At 60.9% G+C, this 18,807-nt stretch carries 14 protein-coding genes; 6 read left to right on the top strand and 8 right to left on the bottom strand.

Features of this window, described 5'->3' with window-relative positions; all coding sequences use genetic code 11:
• Positions 1-19: 19 nt before the first annotated feature.
• Positions 20-2,299: an NADP-dependent oxaloacetate-decarboxylating malate dehydrogenase gene (gene maeB / locus AC6CWS_RS00600; protein ID WP_023290604.1), complete on the bottom strand. Its 2,280-nt coding sequence runs from the start codon at positions 2,297-2,299 to the stop codon at positions 20-22.
• 294 nt (positions 2,300-2,593) lie between these two features.
• Between maeB and tal the strand changes: the two genes are divergently transcribed.
• Together tal and tkt are read left to right on the top strand one after the other, a co-directional pair.
• Positions 2,594-3,550, top strand: coding sequence for a transaldolase (gene tal, locus AC6CWS_RS00595; RefSeq protein ID WP_023290605.1), 957 nt, complete (start codon positions 2,594-2,596; stop codon positions 3,548-3,550).
• Positions 3,551-3,566: 16 nt separating this feature from the next.
• Positions 3,567-5,561, top strand: coding sequence for a transketolase (tkt, locus tag AC6CWS_RS00590; protein WP_080901537.1), 1,995 nt, complete (start codon positions 3,567-3,569; stop codon positions 5,559-5,561).
• Here tkt and AC6CWS_RS00585 read toward each other — a convergent pair.
• The 3 genes from AC6CWS_RS00585 to aegA form a co-directional block, all read right to left on the bottom strand.
• Positions 5,551-6,597, bottom strand: coding sequence for a DUF1176 domain-containing protein (locus AC6CWS_RS00585; RefSeq protein WP_023290607.1), 1,047 nt, complete (start codon positions 6,595-6,597; stop codon positions 5,551-5,553). The genes tkt and AC6CWS_RS00585 overlap by 11 nt on opposite strands.
• 63 nt (positions 6,598-6,660) lie before the next feature.
• The gene (gene nudK / locus AC6CWS_RS00580) at positions 6,661-7,257 is read right to left on the bottom strand and encodes a GDP-mannose pyrophosphatase NudK (protein WP_002913754.1); all 597 of its coding nucleotides are present in this window, start codon (positions 7,255-7,257) and stop codon (positions 6,661-6,663) included.
• A 58-nt stretch (positions 7,258-7,315) separates the two neighbouring features.
• Positions 7,316-9,298, bottom strand: coding sequence for a formate-dependent uric acid utilization protein AegA (gene aegA / locus AC6CWS_RS00575; protein WP_080901535.1), 1,983 nt, complete (start codon positions 9,296-9,298; stop codon positions 7,316-7,318).
• A gap of 376 nt (positions 9,299-9,674) precedes the next feature.
• Here aegA and acrD point away from each other — a divergent pair, with 376 nt between their 5' ends.
• Complete coding sequence (gene acrD / locus AC6CWS_RS00570; protein ID WP_032453700.1) at positions 9,675-12,788, top strand: multidrug efflux RND transporter permease AcrD; 3,114 nt, start codon at positions 9,675-9,677, stop codon at positions 12,786-12,788.
• Between the two features lie 127 nt (positions 12,789-12,915).
• On the opposite strand, the gene ypfM is transcribed toward acrD, so the two are convergent.
• The gene (gene ypfM, locus AC6CWS_RS00565) at positions 12,916-12,975 is read right to left on the bottom strand and encodes a protein YpfM (RefSeq protein ID WP_100181659.1); all 60 of its coding nucleotides are present in this window, start codon (positions 12,973-12,975) and stop codon (positions 12,916-12,918) included.
• 366 nt (positions 12,976-13,341) lie between these two features.
• Here ypfM and AC6CWS_RS00560 point away from each other — a divergent pair, with 366 nt between their 5' ends.
• The 3 genes from AC6CWS_RS00560 to AC6CWS_RS00550 are packed head-to-tail and all read left to right on the top strand — an operon-like array spanning position 13,342 to position 15,056.
• Complete coding sequence (locus tag AC6CWS_RS00560) at positions 13,342-13,695, top strand: ArsC family reductase (RefSeq protein WP_023290610.1); 354 nt, start codon at positions 13,342-13,344, stop codon at positions 13,693-13,695.
• Positions 13,696-13,698: 3 nt separating this feature from the next.
• A complete protein-coding gene (gene dapE, locus AC6CWS_RS00555; RefSeq protein ID WP_023290611.1) occupies positions 13,699-14,826 on the top strand; it encodes a succinyl-diaminopimelate desuccinylase in 1,128 nt (375 codons plus the stop codon).
• A gap of 26 nt (positions 14,827-14,852) precedes the next feature.
• A complete protein-coding gene (locus AC6CWS_RS00550; RefSeq protein WP_002913768.1) occupies positions 14,853-15,056 on the top strand; it encodes a YpfN family protein in 204 nt (67 codons plus the stop codon).
• Between the two features lie 48 nt (positions 15,057-15,104).
• Here AC6CWS_RS00550 and ypfH read toward each other — a convergent pair whose 3' ends face one another.
• The 3 genes from ypfH to ypfJ form a co-directional block, all read right to left on the bottom strand.
• The gene (gene ypfH, locus AC6CWS_RS00545; protein ID WP_023290612.1) at positions 15,105-15,800 is read right to left on the bottom strand and encodes an esterase; all 696 of its coding nucleotides are present in this window, start codon (positions 15,798-15,800) and stop codon (positions 15,105-15,107) included.
• Positions 15,801-15,876: 76 nt separating this feature from the next.
• Positions 15,877-17,880: a tRNA(Met) cytidine acetyltransferase TmcA gene (locus AC6CWS_RS00540; protein WP_080901534.1), complete on the bottom strand. Its 2,004-nt coding sequence runs from the start codon at positions 17,878-17,880 to the stop codon at positions 15,877-15,879.
• A 9-nt stretch (positions 17,881-17,889) separates the two neighbouring features.
• Positions 17,890-18,762 (bottom strand): KPN_02809 family neutral zinc metallopeptidase, encoded by an 873-nt coding sequence (gene ypfJ / locus AC6CWS_RS00535; RefSeq protein ID WP_023290614.1) that lies wholly within the window; start codon positions 18,760-18,762, stop codon positions 17,890-17,892.
• Positions 18,763-18,807 lie beyond the last annotated feature (45 nt).

Raw genomic sequence — 18,807 nt, 5'->3', positions numbered from 1 at the left:
CGGGGCTTTTTTATGACGTTTACAGCGGTTCGGTTTGCGCTTCGACAACCGCCAGCGCCACCATATTCACGATGCGACGCACAGAGGCGATCGGCGTCAGGATATGCACCGGCTTCGCTACCCCCATCAGCACCGGCCCGACGGTGACCCCTTCCGAACTGGAGACGCGCAGCAGGTTATAGCTGATCCGGGCGGCTTCCATATTCGGCATCACCAGAATATTGGCCGACCCCTTCAGCGGGCTGTCCGGCATGCGATCGTTGCGAATGCTTTCCACCAGCGCGGCGTCGCCATGCATTTCGCCATCGATCATCAGCTCCGGCGCGCGCGCCTTCACCAGCTCAAGGGTTCTGCGCATCTTGCTGGCGGACGGGCAGTCGGCAGAGCCAAAGTTGGAATGCGACAGCAACGCCACCCGCGGTTCGATACCAAAGCGACGCACGCTTTCCGCCGCCATCAGGGTGATCTCCGCCAGCTCTTCCGGCGATGGATCGTGATTGACATAGGTGTCGGCGATAAAGGTGTTGCCGCTCGGCAGCAACAGCGCGTTCATCGCCCCGGCGGTGCTGACGCCATCGCGATAGCCGAACAGCGGCTGCACCACGCGGTAGTGGTCGTGGTACTCGCCAATGGTGCCGCAGATCATCGCATCCGCTTCGCCACGGTGAACCATGATGGCGCCAATCACCGTGGTGTTGCTAATCACCGCCCGCTGCGCCTGCTCCTGGGTAATGCCGCGGCGTTTCATCAGCTGGTAGTACTCGCTCCAGTACTCTTTAAACCGCGGGTCGGATTCATTATTGACGATCTCGAAGTCAACGCCGGCCTTGATCTGCAGGCCCAGCTTCTGGATGCGCATTTCAATCACGCTCGGGCGCCCCACCAGAATCGGTTTGGCCAGCCCCAGCGACACCAGCTCCTGGGTGGCGTGCAGCACCCGGGTCTCCTCCCCTTCCGCCAGCACCACGCGCTTCGGCTCTTTGCGCGCCTGAGAGAAGATAGGCTTCATAAACAGGTTGGTCTTATAGACGAACTCGCTCAGCTTCTCGATATAGGCGTCAAAATCGGCGATCGGGCGCGTCGCCACGCCGGAGTCCATCGCCGCCTTCGCCACCGCGGGGGCGATCTTGACGATCAGCCGCGGATCGAACGGTTTCGGAATAATGTAGTCCGGGCCAAAGCTTAAATCCTGATCGCCGTAGGCGGAGGCGACCACTTCGCTCTGCTCGGCGTGGGCCAGCTCGGCAATGGCATGCACCGCCGCCAGCTTCATCTCTTCGTTGATCGCCGTCGCGCCGACGTCCAGCGCGCCGCGGAAGATGAACGGGAAGCAGAGGACGTTGTTGACCTGGTTAGGGTAGTCGGAGCGGCCGGTGCAGATGATGGCGTCATCGCGGACCTGCTTCGCCAGCGGCGGCAGAATTTCCGGCTCCGGGTTGGCCAGGGCGAGGATCAGCGGCGCGCGCGCCATCTTCTTCACCATCTCCGGGGTCAGCACTTTCGGACCGGAGCAGCCGAGGAAAATGTCCGCGCCGTCGATCACGTCATCAAGGGTGCGTTTGCCGTCGTCTTCCACCGCGTAGGCCGCTTTGGTTTCCGCCATGTTCGGCTCACGATCCTTATAGATAACGCCTTTCGAATCGCAGACCACGATGTTGTGCTTTTGCATCCCCAGCGCCACCAGCAGGTTCATGCAGGCGATAGCCGCCGCCCCCGCGCCGGAGACCACCATCCGCACGTCGGACAGATTCTTCTCAACGACGCGCAGGCCGTTGAGGATCGCCGCGGTGCTGATGATCGCCGTGCCGTGCTGATCGTCATGGAACACCGGAATATTCATCCGCTCGCGCAGCTGCTGCTCAATGTAGAAACACTCCGGCGCTTTAATATCTTCGAGGTTGATGCCGCCGAAGGTCGGCTCGAGGGCGGCGACGACGTTAATGAATTTGTCCGGGTCCAGCTCATCGACTTCGATATCAAACACATCGATGCCGGCAAATTTCTTAAACAGGACGCCTTTGCCCTCCATTACCGGTTTGCCGGCCAGGGCGCCGATGTTGCCAAGCCCCAGCACCGCAGTGCCGTTGGAGACGACCGCCACCAGGTTGCCGCGGGCGGTATATTTGTAAGCCGCCAGCGGATCTTTTTCGATTTCCAGACAGGGGGCCGCGACGCCCGGCGAGTAGGCCAGCGCCAGATCGCGCTGGGTGGCGAGAGGTTTGGTCGGCGAGACCTGGATTTTTCCGGGAACCGGAAATTCGTGGAAGTCGAGGGCGCTCTGTTTTAACTGCTCATCCATTTTATATTCCTTTCTTTCACGTATCGTTCGTAGGGAAAAAGCGTGATGACCATCCTGTCGTTCACCTTTCAGTGGCAGACAGTATCCCTCCTGGCGGGGCGATAAACTTTGAACACCGCCAAACTCTGGCCATCGCTATGATCTGGTTGTTATCAATTTATAGCGGTTATGTTACCCGGATTCGCCGCCAATAATAGCCCCGTCTGCTATGCTTTTTGGTTATGTACCTCATCAATATTTATACCGCATACCGGCAAGCACTCATGTAACACCTTGTTCCAGGAGGACTTATCCATGAATCAGCTAGACAGTATTAAGCAGTTCACCACCGTGGTCGCCGACAGCGGCGACATCGAATCCATCCGCCACTACCATCCGGAAGATGCCACCACCAACCCCTCCCTGCTGCTGAAGGCCGCCGGGCTGGCGTCCTATAGCGGACTCATCGACGACGCGATCGCCTGGGCCAAAAAGCAAGGAGGCAGCCGCGAAGCGCAGGTAACTCACGCCTGCGATAAGCTGGCGGTCAATTTTGGCGCGGAGATCCTCAAAAGCATTCCTGGCCGTGTCTCCACCGAGGTGGACGCCCGGCTCTCCTTCAACCGGGAGAAGAGTATCGAGAAGGCGCGCCATCTGGTGGCGCTGTATCAGGAGATGGGCATTGATAAGTCACGGATCCTGATCAAGCTGGCCTCCACCTGGGAGGGGATCCGCGCCGCCGAAACGCTGGAAAAAGAGGGGATCCACTGCAACCTGACGCTGCTGTTTTCCTTCGCCCAGGCCCGGGCCTGCGCCGAAGCCGGGGTCTATCTGATCTCCCCTTTCGTCGGGCGTATTTATGACTGGTATCAGGCGCGCAAACCGCTGGATCCTTACGTGGTTGAGGAAGATCCAGGGGTGAAATCCGTGCGCAATATCTATGACTACTTCAAACAGCATAAATACAACACCATCGTGATGGGCGCCAGCTTCCGCCGCACCGAGCAGATCCTCGCCCTGGTCGGCTGCGACCGCCTGACCATCGCCCCGCCTTTATTAAAAGAACTGCAGGCCAGCGACGCCCCGGTGGTGCGCAAACTGATCCCTGCCAGCCAGATCCTGCCGCGCCCGGTGCCGCTCAGCGAGGCGGAGTTCCGCTGGGAACATAATCAGGATCCTATGGCGGTCGAAAAGCTGGCGGAGGGTATCCGCCTGTTCGCCGTCGATCAACGCAAACTGGAAGATCTGCTTGCCGCCAAACTGTCACTTTAGTCTCACGGAGAAAACTATGTCCCGAAGAGAGCTTGCCAACGCCATCCGCGCCCTGAGTATGGACGCGGTGCAGAAAGCCAATTCCGGCCACCCCGGTGCGCCAATGGGGATGGCAGATATTGCCGAAGTGCTGTGGAACGATTTTCTCAAGCACAATCCGCAAAACCCTGGCTGGGTGGACCGCGACCGCTTTATTCTGTCCAACGGCCACGCGTCGATGCTGCTCTACAGTCTGCTGCACCTGACCGGCTACGATCTGCCGCTGTCAGAGCTGAAGCAGTTCCGCCAGCTGCACTCCAAAACGCCGGGTCACCCGGAGCATGGCTATACTCCCGGGGTGGAGACCACCACCGGCCCGCTGGGCCAGGGGCTGGCGAACGCCGTCGGTATGGCCATTGCCGAACGCACCCTGGCGGCGCAGTTTAACCGCCCCGATCATGAGATTATCGACCATCACACCTGGGTTTTCATGGGCGATGGCTGTCTGATGGAGGGGATCTCCCATGAGGCCTGTTCGCTGGCAGGCACGCTCGGACTGGGCAAGCTGATCGGTTTTTACGATCACAACGGCATCTCCATCGACGGCAAAACCGAAGGCTGGTTTTCCGACGATACAGCGGAACGCTTCCGCGCCTACCACTGGCACGTGATCGGCGATATCGACGGCCACGATCCGCAGGCCATCAAACAGGCCATTACGGAAGCGCAGGCGGTGAAAGATAAGCCGTCGCTGATCATCTGTCGGACCATCATCGGCTTCGGTTCGCCCAACAAAGCCGGCTCAGAGGAGTCGCACGGCGCGGCGCTGGGTGAAAAAGAGGTGGCCCTGGCCCGCCAGCAGCTGGGCTGGAAATATCCGCCCTTTGAGATCCCGAAAGAGATCTATCAGGGTTGGGATGCGCGGCCACGCGGCGAAAAAGCCGAGCACGCCTGGAACGAGAAATTCGCCGCCTACCAGCAGCAGTTCCCGGAACTGGCCGCTGAGCTAACCCGTCGCATGGCAGGCGCCCTGCCGGAAGATTTTGCCGCGACGGCGCGTGACTACGTGGCGAAGCTGCAGGCCGAGCCGGCGAAGATCGCCAGCCGTAAAGCCTCGCAAAATGCGCTGAACGCGTACGGCCCGCACCTCCCGGAGCTGCTGGGCGGTTCGGCGGATCTCGCGCCGAGTAACCTGACCATCTGGTCTGGCTCGACATCGATTAAAGAGGATGCCGCCGGCAACTATATCCACTACGGCGTGCGCGAATTCGGCATGACCGCGGTGGCCAACGGCATCGCCCTGCACGGGGGCTTCATTCCCTATACCTCGACCTTTCTGATGTTTGTGGAATACGCCCGCAACGCCGCGCGCATGGCGGCCCTGATGAAGGCCCGGCAGATCATGGTCTATACCCATGACTCCATCGGTCTTGGGGAAGACGGTCCGACCCACCAGGCGGTGGAACAGCTGGCCAGTCTGCGGCTGACGCCCAACTTCAGCACCTGGCGCCCTTGCGACCAGGTGGAGACCGCCGTCGCCTGGCAGGCGGCCATCGCGCGTCAGGGCGGACCGACGGCGCTGATCCTGTCGCGACAAAACCTGGCGCAGATGCCGCGTACCCCGCAACAGGTTCAGGATATCGCCCGGGGCGGCTACGTGCTGAAGGATGCCGGCGGCAAACCCGACCTGATCCTTATCGCCACCGGCTCGGAAGTGGAAATCACCGTCCTGGCGGCGGAAAAACTGTTGGCCAACGGAGTGAATGTGCGGGTGGTTTCGCTCCCCTCCACCGACGTGTTTGACGCTCAGGACGAGGCCTGGCGCGAGTCGGTGCTGCCGTCGGACGTCAGCGCCCGGGTGGCCGTCGAGGCCGGGATAGCGGACTACTGGTATAAATATGTCGGCTTAAAAGGCAAGATCGTCGGCATGACCGGCTACGGTGAATCCGCCCCGGCGGAGCAGCTGTTCCCGTTCTTTGGCTTTACGGTCGACCATATCGTCGCCACCGCCGAACAGGTGCTTAACGGGTGATCCACAGCGTGGGCCAGGCATCTGGCCCCTGCCAGTTGTCGCACGTCGGCTGCTGTGCGTAACGGGAGAGGCTGAACCGCTGGCCGTCAAAACGCCAGCGGGTCTGGATCCCGCAATCGCCAGACGCGCGCCCCTTGTCCAGGGTCACCAGCTCATGACGACGGTCATCATAGCTGGCGTTAATCAGCTCAATCTCCCGCGGCGCCTCGCCGGGCGGCTGAAATGGCAGCGTCAGCCGCACCTGACGGGCGACATACGGGCGCTGGCGGGAGACCAGCCAGGCCAGCCAGACGGTGTTGTACGCCCCGGATTCGCAGCTGGTCATCAGCAGCACTTTGTCATCCGTCAGCGCAGTGACGCGAATTTCGCGGCGGAACGGATCGAGGGAGCAGTTGCTGTTGCTCATCCGCTCATTGCCGTAGTCCATCAGATCGTTGAGTTCATCACGTCCCAGCGGCGACTGCGCCGTGACCGCGCTCGCCACCGCGCGCAGCGCCGGCGCCGGCGGTACGCTGAGCGGCGGCTCCTCCCCCTTGCCGACCCAGGCCGTTTCGCTGCCCACCCGCTTTTGCCGGGCATCGATAAATAACAGGGCCGCTTTCAGCCCCTGCAGGGAGATGGTCTGCAGGCCGTTGGCCAGCGAGAGGGTTTTTCCCTCCTGGACCCGCTGAAGGAAGGCATCGATCGTCACGCTGTCGTCGGTTTTAATGAGTTTATCTTCAATGCGCCAGCGCTTGTCGGTCAGGGACAGCGGTTTACCATCCAGCAGCAGGCGCGGCGCTATCGGCGCGAGCGTCGCCACCGGATTGCCGGTGCCGCCCAGTTCGATACGCAGGCTGGCGTCAGTAGCCGCCCCGGCGCTGCGGCTGAGGGTCATCACCAGACCATAATGCAGCCCCACGTTGCGGGTGACGCAGAAATTTTGGTTATTACAGGTGACCTGCCAGTCGTTGAAGCGCTGCTGCGCCGGTGCCGACCATGCCTGTGAGCAAGGCAGCACCGCCAGAAAGAGGAAAAAAATGATGCGAAAAAGCATGAACCGCCCGACCCCAGATAAACCCGACCACGGCGCCTATCCTGGACAACGGCAGCCGCTGACTCAATCGGATTTGTCAGAGTTCCCCGACATCAGGCCGGAGGTTTGCAGATACTGCAGCAGAATGACCGCTTTCCCGTCGCGGATCTCCCCATCAGCGACCATCTGTAGCGCCTGGCTAAAGGGCAGCTCCAGCACCTCGATGGCTTCGTCATCCACCCCGCCGCCGCTGGTGGTTCGCTGGGCGTCGCTGTACTCGGCGATAAAGAAATGCACCACTTCGGTGACGCCGCCTGGCGACATAAACAGCTCAAACAGCTTTCGCACCTCGCCCACTTCATAGCCGGTCTCTTCCACCGCCTCTTTCCGAATGCAGGCCTCCGGCTCGTCGTTGTCCAGCAGCCCGGCGCAGGTTTCAATCAGCATGCCGTCATGATTGCCATTGACCCAGGTGGCGACCCGGAACTGACGCACCAGGACCACCGTCTGCTTATGACGGTTATACAGCAACACGGTGGCGCCATTGCCGCGATCGTAGACCTCGCGTTTGTGGCGCACGACGCTGCCGTCCGCCCGCGTCAGCTCATAGGTCATGTTGCGTAGTACGAACCAGTTCTCAGAGAGGATTTTATCTTTAATGACGTGAATATTGAGTGACATACCGACCCCACAGCGTAAAAGGACGCCCTCATACTACGCTGCGGAGCCGGGTTTGTCGTCAGTGAAGCGGCGTCGTTTTCAGCCCCAGATAGTCAAGGATCCCCTGCGCCGCATGACGGCCTTCCGCCATCGCCGTTACCACCAGGTCGGCGCCGCGCACGGCATCGCCGCCGGCGAAGATCTTCTCCTGACTGGTCTGATAACGGTAACGGCTCTCCACTCCGGCTTTAATCCGCCCCTGGCTGTCCAGCGCCACCCCGGCCGCTTCCAGCCAGGGCATGCGGTGCGGGTGGAAGCCAAAGGCCATGATCACCGCCTCTGCCGGCATAACAAACTCGCTGCCGGGGATCGGCGTCGGGCGGCGTCTTCCGCCGGCGTCCGGAGCGCCAAGCTCGGTGCGCAAAAAGCGAACCCCGTTCACCCGTCCGTTCTCGTCCAGCTCAAGCGTCACCGGCTGGACGTTAAACTCAAAGAGCGCCCCCTCTTCGCGGGCGTTTTTGACCTCTTTTTTCGAGCCCGGCATGTTGGCTTCATCCCGCCGATAGGCGCAAGTCACCTGGCGGGCGCCATGGCGCAGCGCGGTGCGCACGCAGTCCATCGCCGTATCGCCGCCCCCCAGCACCACCACGTTCAGCCCGGCGGTGTTGACATAAGGCTCCAGCGCCGATTCCGTCAGCCCCATCACCTGTTTGGTGTTGGCGATAAGAAACGGCAGCGCATCGTAGACCCCGGGCGCCTCTTCATTCGGCAGGCCGGCCTTCATGGAGCGATAGGTTCCGGCGCCGACGAACACCGCGTCATACTCAGCCAGCAGCGTCGCCAGGGGGATATCTTTCCCCACCTCGCAGTTGAGCTCAAAGTGGACGCCCATCTCGCAGAAAATCGCCCGCCGCCGGGCCAGCAGTGACTTATCCAGCTTGAACGCCGGAATGCCGAAGGTCAGCAGGCCGCCGATCTCCGGATGACGGTCAAAGACCACCGGCTGTACGCCGTGGCGCACCAGCGCATCGGCGCAGGCCAGCCCGGCCGGTCCGGCGCCGATAATCGCCACCCGTTTGCCGCTCGGCTTAACCTGCGAGAGGTCCGGACGCCAGCCGCTGGCCAGCGCCTGGTCGGATATAAATCGCTCAATATTGCCGATGGTGACCGCGCCGCTTTCATCGCGCAGGGTGCAGGCGCCCTCACACAGCCGGTCCTGAGGGCAGACGCGGCCGGTGATCTCCGGCAGACAGTTGGTCTGATGGGACAGGGCGACCGCGGCGGCGATATCCCCTGCCTTCACCAGCTCGACCCACTGCGGAATGTGGTTATGCAGTGGACAGGTCCATTCACAGATGCTGTGTTCTCCACATTTCAGGCAGCGGGCGGCCTGCTGCCGTGCCTGCGTCGGGGTGAACGGCTGATAGATCTCCTCAAAGTGGCTCTTACGCGCCTCCGCCGCCAGCTTATCCGGCTCTCCGCGCGGCGGCGTCATCGCCATTTGCCTGGCCTTCTCGCCGGCGTCGGGCTGCCTGGCGGGGGCCGCGCCGCGCTGCCACGGCTGCGCCTCCTGGCAGGCCGACCGCAGACGCCGCTGCCTGGCCAGCGTGGTCAATGTCTCATCGTCGGCGAGGGTCAGCGCCTGCGCCGGACAGTTTTCCACACAGGCCGGTCCCGCCTCGCGGCCCGCGCACAGATCGCATTTTTGCGCGCTGGCTTTCACCTGGCCTGCGGCTTGCGGCGTGACCACGACCTGCATCACCCCGAACGGGCAGGCCACCATGCAGGATTTACAGCCAATGCATTTCTCCTGACAGACCTGAACGCTGTCGCCAGTCTGGGCGATGGCGCCGTTGGGGCAGCTGCGGAGGCAGGGGGCGTCTTCGCAGTGGCGGCAGGTGATGGCGTTACGCTGCCCTTCTGCTTTAATCACGGTGATACGGGGCAAAAAGCGCTGCGGGGTCAGCGCATGTTGCTCCTCGTTATGCGCCATTACGCAGGCCACTTCGCAGGCCTGGCAACCGATACATTTTCGGCTATCGCTCAATATAAAGTGGTTCATGGCTTCCTTTTGTCTTATTGGTGAATAACCCCTTAATGCGCATGCCTATTTATTACCCGACAAGACGAGGCCGGAACAATGTTCATTTGCCCAGGATACCCTTTTTCTGGAAAGAATCCGTTTTGGATCAATTTTTTTGACTTAAATGAAATCAGGTTTCACATCGGCAAGGAATAATGCGTCCCCGGGTGCTGCGGGCGAAGCGGAGTGGCCGACCCGGCGGCAGGAAAGTTCGATGTTTCTTTACGATACGGCAAAAGCAACATGATAAATTACACTATCTCCTTAATTTCTCCACGATTGCCGGAGGCGCTGGGGCTAAAGTGGCACAGGCTGTGCAATAACAAGAACATGTGCATATGAGGTTTTTATTCTGATGGCGAATTTCTTTATCGATCGCCCCATTTTTGCGTGGGTGCTGGCAATCCTGTTATGCCTGACGGGCACCCTTGCCATTTTGTCGCTGCCGGTTGAACAGTATCCCGATCTGGCCCCGCCGAATGTGCGGGTCACGGCCAACTATCCCGGCGCCTCCGCGCAAACCCTGGAGAATACCGTCACCCAGGTTATCGAACAGAATATGACCGGCCTCGATAACCTGATGTATATGTCATCCCAGAGCAGCGCCACCGGCCAGGCGACCATCACCCTCAGTTTTACCGCCGGTACCGACCCGGACGAAGCCGTGCAGCAGGTGCAAAACCAGCTGCAGTCGGCGATGCGTAAGCTGCCGCAGGCGGTGCAAAACCAGGGGGTAACGGTGCGCAAGACTGGCGATACCAATATCCTGACCCTCGCCTTCGTCTCCACCGACGGCAGTATGGATAAACAGGATATCGCCGACTACGTCGCCAGTAACATTCAGGACCCGCTCAGCCGCGTCAACGGCGTAGGGGATATCGACGCCTACGGCTCGCAATACTCAATGCGCATCTGGCTCGATCCGGCAAAGCTCAATAGCTTCCAGCTGACCACCAAGGATGTTACCGACGCCATCAGTTCGCAGAACGCCCAGATTGCCGTCGGCCAGCTCGGCGGCACGCCTTCCGTCGATAAGCAGGCGCTGAACGCCACCATCAACTCGCAATCTCTGCTGCAAACCCCGGAGCAGTTTCGCAATATCACCCTGCGCGTCAATCAGGATGGTTCAGAGGTGACCCTCGGCGATGTCGCTACCGTGGAGATGGGGGCGGAGAAGTACGACTATCTTAGCCGCTATAACCGCCAGGCCGCCTCTGGCCTGGGAATTAAGCTCGCCTCCGGCGCCAACGAAATGGCCACCGCGGAGCGCGTGATCGCTCGCCTCAATGAGCTGTCGCAGTATTTCCCGCACGGGCTGGAATATAAAGTCGCCTACGAGACCACCTCCTTCGTGAAGGCTTCCATTACCGACGTGGTGAAAACCCTGCTGGAGGCGATCCTGCTGGTTTTCCTCGTGATGTATCTGTTCCTGCAGAACTTCCGCGCTACCCTGATCCCGACCATCGCCGTGCCGGTGGTGCTGATGGGCACCTTCGCGGTGCTTTATGCCTGTGGCTACAGCATCAACACCCTGACGATGTTCGCGATGGTGCTGGCTATCGGCCTGCTGGTGGATGACGCCATCGTGGTGGTGGAAAACGTTGAGCGCATCATGAGCGAGGAAGGCCTGTCGCCGCGGGAAGCCACCCGCAAATCGATGGGACAAATTCAGGGCGCGCTGGTGGGGATCGCGATGGTGCTGTCGGCGGTGTTTGTGCCGATGGCCTTCTTCGGCGGCACCACCGGCGCTATCTATCGCCAGTTCTCAATTACTATCGTCGCGGCGATGGTCCTCTCGGTGCTGGTGGCCATGATCCTCACCCCGGCCCTTTGCGCCACCCTGCTCAAACCGGTTAAGCCAGGTGAATCTCATGAGAGAAAAGGCTTCTTCGGCTGGTTCAACCGCACCTTTAACCGCAGCGCCAGCCGCTATGAAACCTTCGTCGGCAAAATTCTTCATCGCTCGCTGCGCTGGATGCTGATCTACGTCGTTCTGCTCGGCGGGATGGTGTTCCTGTTCCTGCATCTGCCCACCTCATTCCTGCCGCTGGAGGATCGGGGGATGTTCACCACCTCGGTACAGTTGCCGAGCGGCAGCACCCAACAGCAGACGCTGAAAGTGGTGCAGAAAGCGGAAGATTACTTCCTCAATAACGAGAAGCAAAACGTGGAGTCGGTGTTCGCTACCGTTGGCTCCGGCCCCGGCGGCAACGGGCAGAACGTAGCCCGTATGTTCGTGCGCCTCAAAGACTGGGACCAGCGCGATCCGCAAACCGGCTCCTCCTTTGCCATTATTGAACGCGCCACCAAAGCGTTTAATCAGATCAACGAAGCCCGGGTCATCGCCAGCAGCCCGCCGGCGATCAGCGGCCTCGGCAGTTCGGCAGGCTTCGATATGGAGCTGGAAGATCACGCCGGTAAGGGGCACGATGCGCTGATGGCGGCACGCGATACGCTGCTTGAGCTGGCGGGTAAAAACCCGCTGTTGACCCGCGTCCGGCATAACGGGCTCGACGACAGCCCGCAGCTGCAGGTCGATATCGATCAGCGTAAAGCTCAGGCGCTGGGCGTCTCCATTGACGACATCAACGATACGCTGCAAACCGCGTGGGGGTCGAGCTACGTCAACGACTTTATGGATCGCGGGAGGGTGAAGAAAGTCTACGTCCAGGCGGCGGCGAAATATCGAATGCTGCCTGACGATATCAATCTCTGGTACGTCCGCAACAGCAGCGGCACGATGGTGCCGTTCTCGGCCTTCGCCACCTCGCGCTGGGAGACCGGCTCGCCGCGTCTGGAGCGCTACAATGGCTATTCGGCGGTGGAGATCGTCGGTGAGGCGGCGCCGGGCATCAGTACGGGTACCGCGATGGACATGATGGAGAAACTGGCCGCGCAGCTGCCAACCGGCTTTGGCCTCGAATGGACCGCCATGTCCTATCAGGAACGCCTCTCCGGCGCTCAGGCGCCGGCCCTGTACGCGATTTCTCTGCTGGTGGTGTTCCTGTGCCTGGCGGCGCTGTACGAGAGCTGGTCGGTGCCGTTCTCGGTGATGCTGGTGGTCCCACTCGGGGTGATTGGCGCCCTGCTGGCGACCTGGATGCGCGGCCTGGAGAATGACGTTTACTTCCAGGTGGGCCTGTTGACGGTGATCGGCCTGTCGGCGAAAAACGCCATTCTGATCGTCGAGTTCGCCAATGAGCTCAACGAGAAAGGCCAGGATCTGCTCAGCGCCACGCTGTCGGCCTGCCGTCAGCGCCTGCGCCCCATTCTGATGACCTCGCTGGCGTTTATCTTCGGCGTCCTGCCGATGGCCACCAGCACCGGAGCCGGCTCCGGCAGCCAGCATGCGGTCGGTACCGGGGTGATGGGCGGGATGATCTCCGCCACCGTGCTGGCCATCTTTTTCGTACCGCTGTTCTTTGTGCTGGTGCGCCGCCGCTTTCCGCTGAAGGAGCGTCCGCAATAAACCGTCGGGCGTCGGCGGCGAGCCGGAATAACAGAAAAAGCGACCTGGATGGTCGCCTTCTTTATGTGTTCAGAACCATGACGCGCTTATTTACGTCGCGTTATTCCCCTGCTCACATTGCGGAAATTTATTTACGAAGCATGCCTTCAATAAAATCTTTCCAGTTCCCCAGTTCATGTTCAATCATAATAGCCTCTCTTATTATTATGGTCGATTCTATATAACTTCATTGCTGATGGGAAGTTGTGCTCCCCTATTGCTCTGATTGTCTTGTGGACCGCTGACAGAGATAAAACCTCTGGTTGCCGCCACTATGCCGTCTCGTATGTAAAAATTATGTGACGCAGAGCACCATCAGGCAACATTTTCATAATATTGTTAGTGCCCTCACATCATGCCCGCGACTGGGCAAATTTTAATCACCCGAATACATGGCACAAGATACCCGGTAAAAAGTTATATTTATTCATCTGAATCACGTATTATTTCAATAAGGCTTATATATTCGGAAATATCTGAGTTAACCGCTTAATTGAATGTTAAAGGTTTATCTATGCTCACCATGTACGGAATTAAAAACTGCGATACCATTAAAAAAGCCCGCCGCTGGCTGGAAGCGCATCAGATTGACTATCGCTTCCATGACTACCGCGCCGATGGCCTCGACCGCGCGCAACTGGATACCTTTATTGCCGAACTGGGCTGGCAGGCGCTGCTGAACACCCGCGGCACCACCTGGCGCAAGCTGGACGAATCGCTGCGCAACAGCATCGATAATGCCGATGCCGCCGCCGCATTGATGCTGGAAATGCCGGCGATTATCAAACGCCCATTGCTCTGCGCGCCCGGTCGTCCTATGCTGCTGGGTTTTAGTGAAGCAAGTTATCAGCAGTTTAACGAGGTATAGTCTATGTCTTGCCCGGTCATTGAGCTGGCTCAGCAGCTTATTCGCCGCCCTTCCCTTAGCCCCGATGATGCGGGATGCCAGGCGTTAATGATTGAACGCCTGCGTGCGATCGGCTTTACCGTTGAACCGATGGATTTCGGCGATACGCAGAACTTCTGGGCCTGGCGCGGCCACGGCGAGACGCTGGCCTTCGCCGGCCACACCGACGTGGTCCCGGCAGGCGACGCCGACCGCTGGATCAATCCGCCGTTCGAACCCACCATCCGCGACGGGATGCTGTTTGGCCGCGGGGCGGCAGATATGAAAGGCTCGCTGGCGGCGATGGTGGTTGCCGCTGAGCGTTTTGTCGCGCAGTACCCGAACCACCGGGGCCGGCTGGCGTTTTTGATTACCTCTGATGAAGAGGCCAGCGCCAAAAACGGCACCGTCAAAGTGGTGGAGACGCTGATGGCGCGTAACGAGCGTCTGGACTACTGTCTGGTCGGCGAACCCTCCAGTACCGAAGTGGTCGGCGATGTGGTGAAAAACGGCCGTCGCGGCTCGCTGACCTGCAATCTGACCATTCACGGCGTACAGGGCCATGTCGCCTATCCGCACCTTGCCGATAACCCCGTCCATCGCGCGGCGCCGATGCTGGCGGAGCTGGTCACTATCGAGTGGGATAAAGGCAATGAATACTTCCCGCCGACCAGCATGCAGATTGCCAACGTGCAGTCCGGCACCGGCAGCAACAACGTCATCCCTGGCGATATGTTCGTCCAGTTCAACTTCCGCTTCAGTACGGAACTGACGGACGAGATGATCAAAGCCCGGGTGGTCGCCCTGCTGGAAAAATACCAGCTGCGTTACAGCGTGGAGTGGTGGCTCTCCGGCCAGCCGTTCCTCACCGGACGGGGCAAGCTGGTGGATGCGGTCGTCAACGCGATTGAGCACTATAATGAGATCAAACCGCAGCTGTTAACCAACGGCGGCACCTCAGACGGACGGTTTATCGCGCGCATGGGGGCGCAGGTGGTAGAGCTGGGCCCCGTGAACGCCACGATTCACAAAATTAATGAATGTGTGAACGCCGCCGACCTGCAGCTGCTGGCGCGGATGTATCAACGCGTAATGGAACAGCTGGTCGCCTGACGTACTGACGTAAAGAGGAAGCGCGCATGGAATGGCTTATTAAACACTGGTGGATTCTGGTGCTGGTCTTTTTGGTGGGGGTAATTATCAACGTGATTAAAGATCTGAACCGCGTTGACCACAAAAAATTCCTTAACAACAAACCCGATCTGCCGCCGCACCGTGATTTTAACGATAAATGGGACGATGACGACGACTGGCCGAAGCACGACCAGTCGAAGAAACCGTAAGTTTGCCTTTATCGCGGTACCGCCCGCCTGTAACCCCGCCCGCCGGGGTTACAGCATTTCGATGATATCGTCCCCTTTCGGCGTACTGCCGCTCAGCGCCTCATCAAAATAGTGCTTCGGCACGGTATAGCGCAGTCGCTCAATCGCAAACTGCATGCTGCGATCGTCAATGGCATGCCCCAGATCGTCAACAATATCTAAGGTCACGTCGCCCCCCGCCTGCAACAACGCCTCCTGAGCCGACACCGCCCATGCCAGATCGATAACCCGATCGTCACCACCGTGGATCAGGTGAATGGTGGTGGCCGTCGTTGCGGTGACCGGCAGCGTCGCGTAGCGGCCATTAAAGGCGATCACCCGCGAAGCCAGATCCGGCGCCGCTTTGATGCTCTCCAGCGACATGATCGCCCCCTGAGAGAAGCCGATCAGCGCGGTGGCCAGCGGGCTGACGCCGCTCTTTTCCTGCCAGTAGCGCACAATGTCAATAAAGGTCGGCATAATGGCGTCGATACGCTGCTGACGATTCTCTTCCGTCACTCCCTGCACCGAAAACCACTGCCGGCCGTTGGGACCGCAAGGCTCCACCCCGCCAATGCTAACGATCAGCGCATCAGGAAACTGCGGCGCGAACCAGCTGCCAATTTGCCCCATGGAGACCGGGTTATCCCCCACGCCATGAAACAGCAGCAACAGCTGTTGCGCAGGCGTCGCAGGGCTTTGAACAATAAAATGATCGTGTTTCATGGCTGTCTCCTTTGTGTATGCGGGCAGTGTACGCCGCTCGCCAGATATGACCATGCCATTTAACTGAATGAGTTAGTTAAAAAAATTGCAGGTGCGCTACCTGCTGACGCAGCGCCTCAGCGCGCGCTGCATCGAGGAAGCGCAAGGCGTCCGCGGCCTCCTGACGCCATCTCGCCAGCAGCGCTTTACGCCCTGTTAGCTGCAGCGCGGCGCAGAGTTCGGCCTCTTCTTCCCCCTGCAGGCGCCCGCGCAGCGCCGGCAACGGCATGTCGACCTGCATCAGCAGACGATTGAGGCAACCCAGCGCCGCAGCCAGCGGGCGATGGGCGAAGGCAAAGCTGGCCGCTTCCAGCCAGTCCTCCTCACTAAGCATAGCCCCTGAAACGGCCGGCAGCGGCGCGGGCGCGTCCCGCCACGGGCGCAGCCAGTATTCATCGCGTTGTAGCCGCTGTGCCTCCCGCTGCGCGAGCTGATGCCCCGCTGCAGTCAGCGGGAACAGAGCCATCGCGGTATAGCATCCGCTGCTGGCCTCGCGATGAGTACCCAGCCGCACGAGGATAAACCCGCATCGTTGCCAGAAGCGCCACAGCTCAGGGGTATAGCCAAAGCTGACGGAGAGATAGTCATAACCTGCGGCATCGGCGGCGATATCCGCGATCATCTGCTGCCCCAGCCCTTCGCGCTGGCGGGCGGGGTGGACGGCGATCCGACTGACCCGCAGCCCGCGCAGCGTCGCCGCCAGGGGACTGCCGCCATGCGCCGCCAGAGACTGGGCGACCAGGTTCCCTCGCGGCCGGCGAAAACCCGCCCACACCGCCCGGCTGAGTTCAGGAGAAAGTCCCCCCTCGGCCACCAGCCACAGGGCGCCCGCCACCGCGCCGCCGGCGCGTGCGCAGCGGAAAGCCTGGCCCGGCGCGTCCATCATGCGCCGCAGATCGAGAGGAGAAGTGCGGTAATGCGCCCCGGACAACAGCTGGTACATCGCCTCCGGCAGCGCCGACCGCGTTTGCCAGCTGGACTGATCGACCTCTTCCACGGCAACCTCCCCCGTCGGCGCATCGCGAAATGCCTCATCGCTGAAGATCAGCAGCTGACTGATGGCTGACTCCAGCGGGCAGCCCACTGCCCAGCGGATCGGCGCGCTCAGGCTGAACGACTGCAGATGGGGCAGGCTGGCGCAAAATTTCAGCAGGAACCCGCGCCCGGTGCCCTCATAACCCTGCACCGTCGTGGTGAGTAGCGTGCGGGGAAAACGGCTTACCAGCTGCCGGAGAAGCGGAGCCGGAATGGCCGCGGCCTCATCGACAATCAGCCAGGACGCCGTTTCTTTCGACGACAGCAGCGCATCAGGCGCCATAAAGCGAAACGCCTCGCCGGCAAAGCTCGCCAGCACATCGACGGCGCTGCGGGTCGGGGCGGTAACGATGGCCTCGCCCGCGAGCTGGCGCAGCAACATGCCCGCGAGGGCGGATTTGCCTCGCCCTCGTTCAGCCGTCACCGCCGCGATACCGGGCGGTAGACGCAACAATTGCGCAAGGATCGCCGCCTGTTCGGCCAGCGGGTGACCCTCGGCGGGATGCCAGTCAGGGCGCGGGACGGCCAGCGGGAGCCGCGGCGAGTCCGACTGCCGCCAGAGCAGCACATCGGGGTCGGCGATAAACTGCCGACAGCAGCGGAGAACAAAGTGGGGGGTAGAGATCGGGTCGGGCGTATCGCTCCAGCGCAGGGAGTCCTCATCCACCCGGGACGGCCAGTCGGCGAAGGGGGGCGTCAGCAGCACCAGCCAGCTTCCCGCCCGCAGGGTACCGCTCAGGGCCGCCAGGGCGGCTACATCAAATCCGCGCCGGGCATCGAAAAAGGCGTGCATGACTTCCCGCCCCAGCAGCGTCTTCAGGGCGCCAGGCGCCACCCCGGGCGCGAAAACCGGCTCGGGGCCCACCCACAGGCCATCGCCGGCGAGCCTCTCCCGCAGCGCCTGCGCCTGCTGCAGCGTCCAGGCCTCGTCGCCGCTGAGTACCAGCAGGCGGCGAATTCCCTCCCGCGCCATCTGCGCGGTGAGGTCAAGCAACGCGTCCATCATCGGTGGCGATTACAGGGCGCTGCCGAAGGTGTTGCACTGCGCCGGGTCGCCGCTGTCGAAACCGCGTTTGAACCAGGTGTAGCGCTGTTTTGACGTGCCGTGGGTAAAGCTGTCCGGTACCACCCGACCCTGGCTCTGCTGCTGCAGACGGTCGTCGCCGATGGCCTCGGCGGCGTTCAGCGCCTCCTGCAGATCGCCGGTTTCCAGAATATCCTGCTGCTGCATATTATGGCCCCAGACGCCGGCGAAGCAGTCTGCCTGCAGCTCCATCTTAACCGACAGCCGGTTGGCTTCGGCCTCGGTGGCATGCTGCTGTTGCTGGCGGACCTTCGGCTCAATGCCCAGCAGTTTTTGTACGTGATGACCCACTTCATGGGCAATGACGTACCCCTGGGCAAAGTCGCCGTCGGCGCCCAGTTTATTTTTCATCTCATCGTAGAATGACAGGTCGATATAGACCGTGCTGTCGGCAGGACAGTAGAACGGCCCCATCACCGACTGGCCGGTACCGCAGCCGGTACGGGTCGCGCCGCGGTAGAGCACCAGCTTTGGCTGGGGGTACTGGCGGCCCATCTTTTCAAAGATCGGTCCCCAGGTATCTTCGGTGGTGGCCAGGATCACCGAAGTAAACTTCGCCGCTTCATCATCTTTCGGACTGATGGAGCGCTGCGTGGAGGTCTGCTGCTGCGGCATCGGTTCGCCGGTCAGCATGCCGGTCAAATCCACGCCGTAATAGCCCGCCACCAGCACAATAATCAGCAGCACAATGCCGCCCTTCCCGCTCGGCAGCCGGAAGCCGCCGCCCCCGCCGCCAAACGGCGAGCCCGATTGACCGCGTCGATCTTCAACATTGTCGCTTTCGCGACGCCCTTGCCAGCGCATAAGCACCTCATTCCCTGTTATGTATCAATAGCAGAGATCGTAGGC

The sequence above is a fragment of the Klebsiella sp. M041 genome (assembly GCF_059759695.1).
This window is presented reverse-complemented; position numbering and strand designations above follow the sequence as displayed.

Excerpts from the sequence above, each read along its gene's own strand:
- AC6CWS_RS00540 (WP_080901534.1), bottom strand. The coding sequence starts at position 17,880 with ATGATGGACGCGTTGCTTGACCTCACCGCGCAGATGGCGCGGGAGGGA.
- tkt (WP_080901537.1), top strand. The coding sequence starts at position 3,567 with ATGTCCCGAAGAGAGCTTGCCAACGCCATCCGCGCCCTGAGTATGGAC.
- AC6CWS_RS00585 (WP_023290607.1), bottom strand. The coding sequence starts at position 6,597 with ATGCTTTTTCGCATCATTTTTTTCCTCTTTCTGGCGGTGCTGCCTTGC.
- dapE (WP_023290611.1), top strand. The coding sequence starts at position 13,699 with ATGTCTTGCCCGGTCATTGAGCTGGCTCAGCAGCTTATTCGCCGCCCT.
- maeB (WP_023290604.1), bottom strand. The coding sequence starts at position 2,299 with ATGGATGAGCAGTTAAAACAGAGCGCCCTCGACTTCCACGAATTTCCG.
- AC6CWS_RS00550 (WP_002913768.1), top strand. The coding sequence starts at position 14,853 with ATGGAATGGCTTATTAAACACTGGTGGATTCTGGTGCTGGTCTTTTTG.
- ypfJ (WP_023290614.1), bottom strand. The coding sequence starts at position 18,762 with ATGCGCTGGCAAGGGCGTCGCGAAAGCGACAATGTTGAAGATCGACGC.
- tal (WP_023290605.1), top strand. The coding sequence starts at position 2,594 with ATGAATCAGCTAGACAGTATTAAGCAGTTCACCACCGTGGTCGCCGAC.
- acrD (WP_032453700.1), top strand. The coding sequence starts at position 9,675 with ATGGCGAATTTCTTTATCGATCGCCCCATTTTTGCGTGGGTGCTGGCA.
- nudK (WP_002913754.1), bottom strand. The coding sequence starts at position 7,257 with ATGTCACTCAATATTCACGTCATTAAAGATAAAATCCTCTCTGAGAAC.
- aegA (WP_080901535.1), bottom strand. The coding sequence starts at position 9,298 with ATGAACCACTTTATATTGAGCGATAGCCGAAAATGTATCGGTTGCCAG.
- ypfH (WP_023290612.1), bottom strand. The coding sequence starts at position 15,800 with ATGAAACACGATCATTTTATTGTTCAAAGCCCTGCGACGCCTGCGCAA.
- AC6CWS_RS00560 (WP_023290610.1), top strand. The coding sequence starts at position 13,342 with ATGCTCACCATGTACGGAATTAAAAACTGCGATACCATTAAAAAAGCC.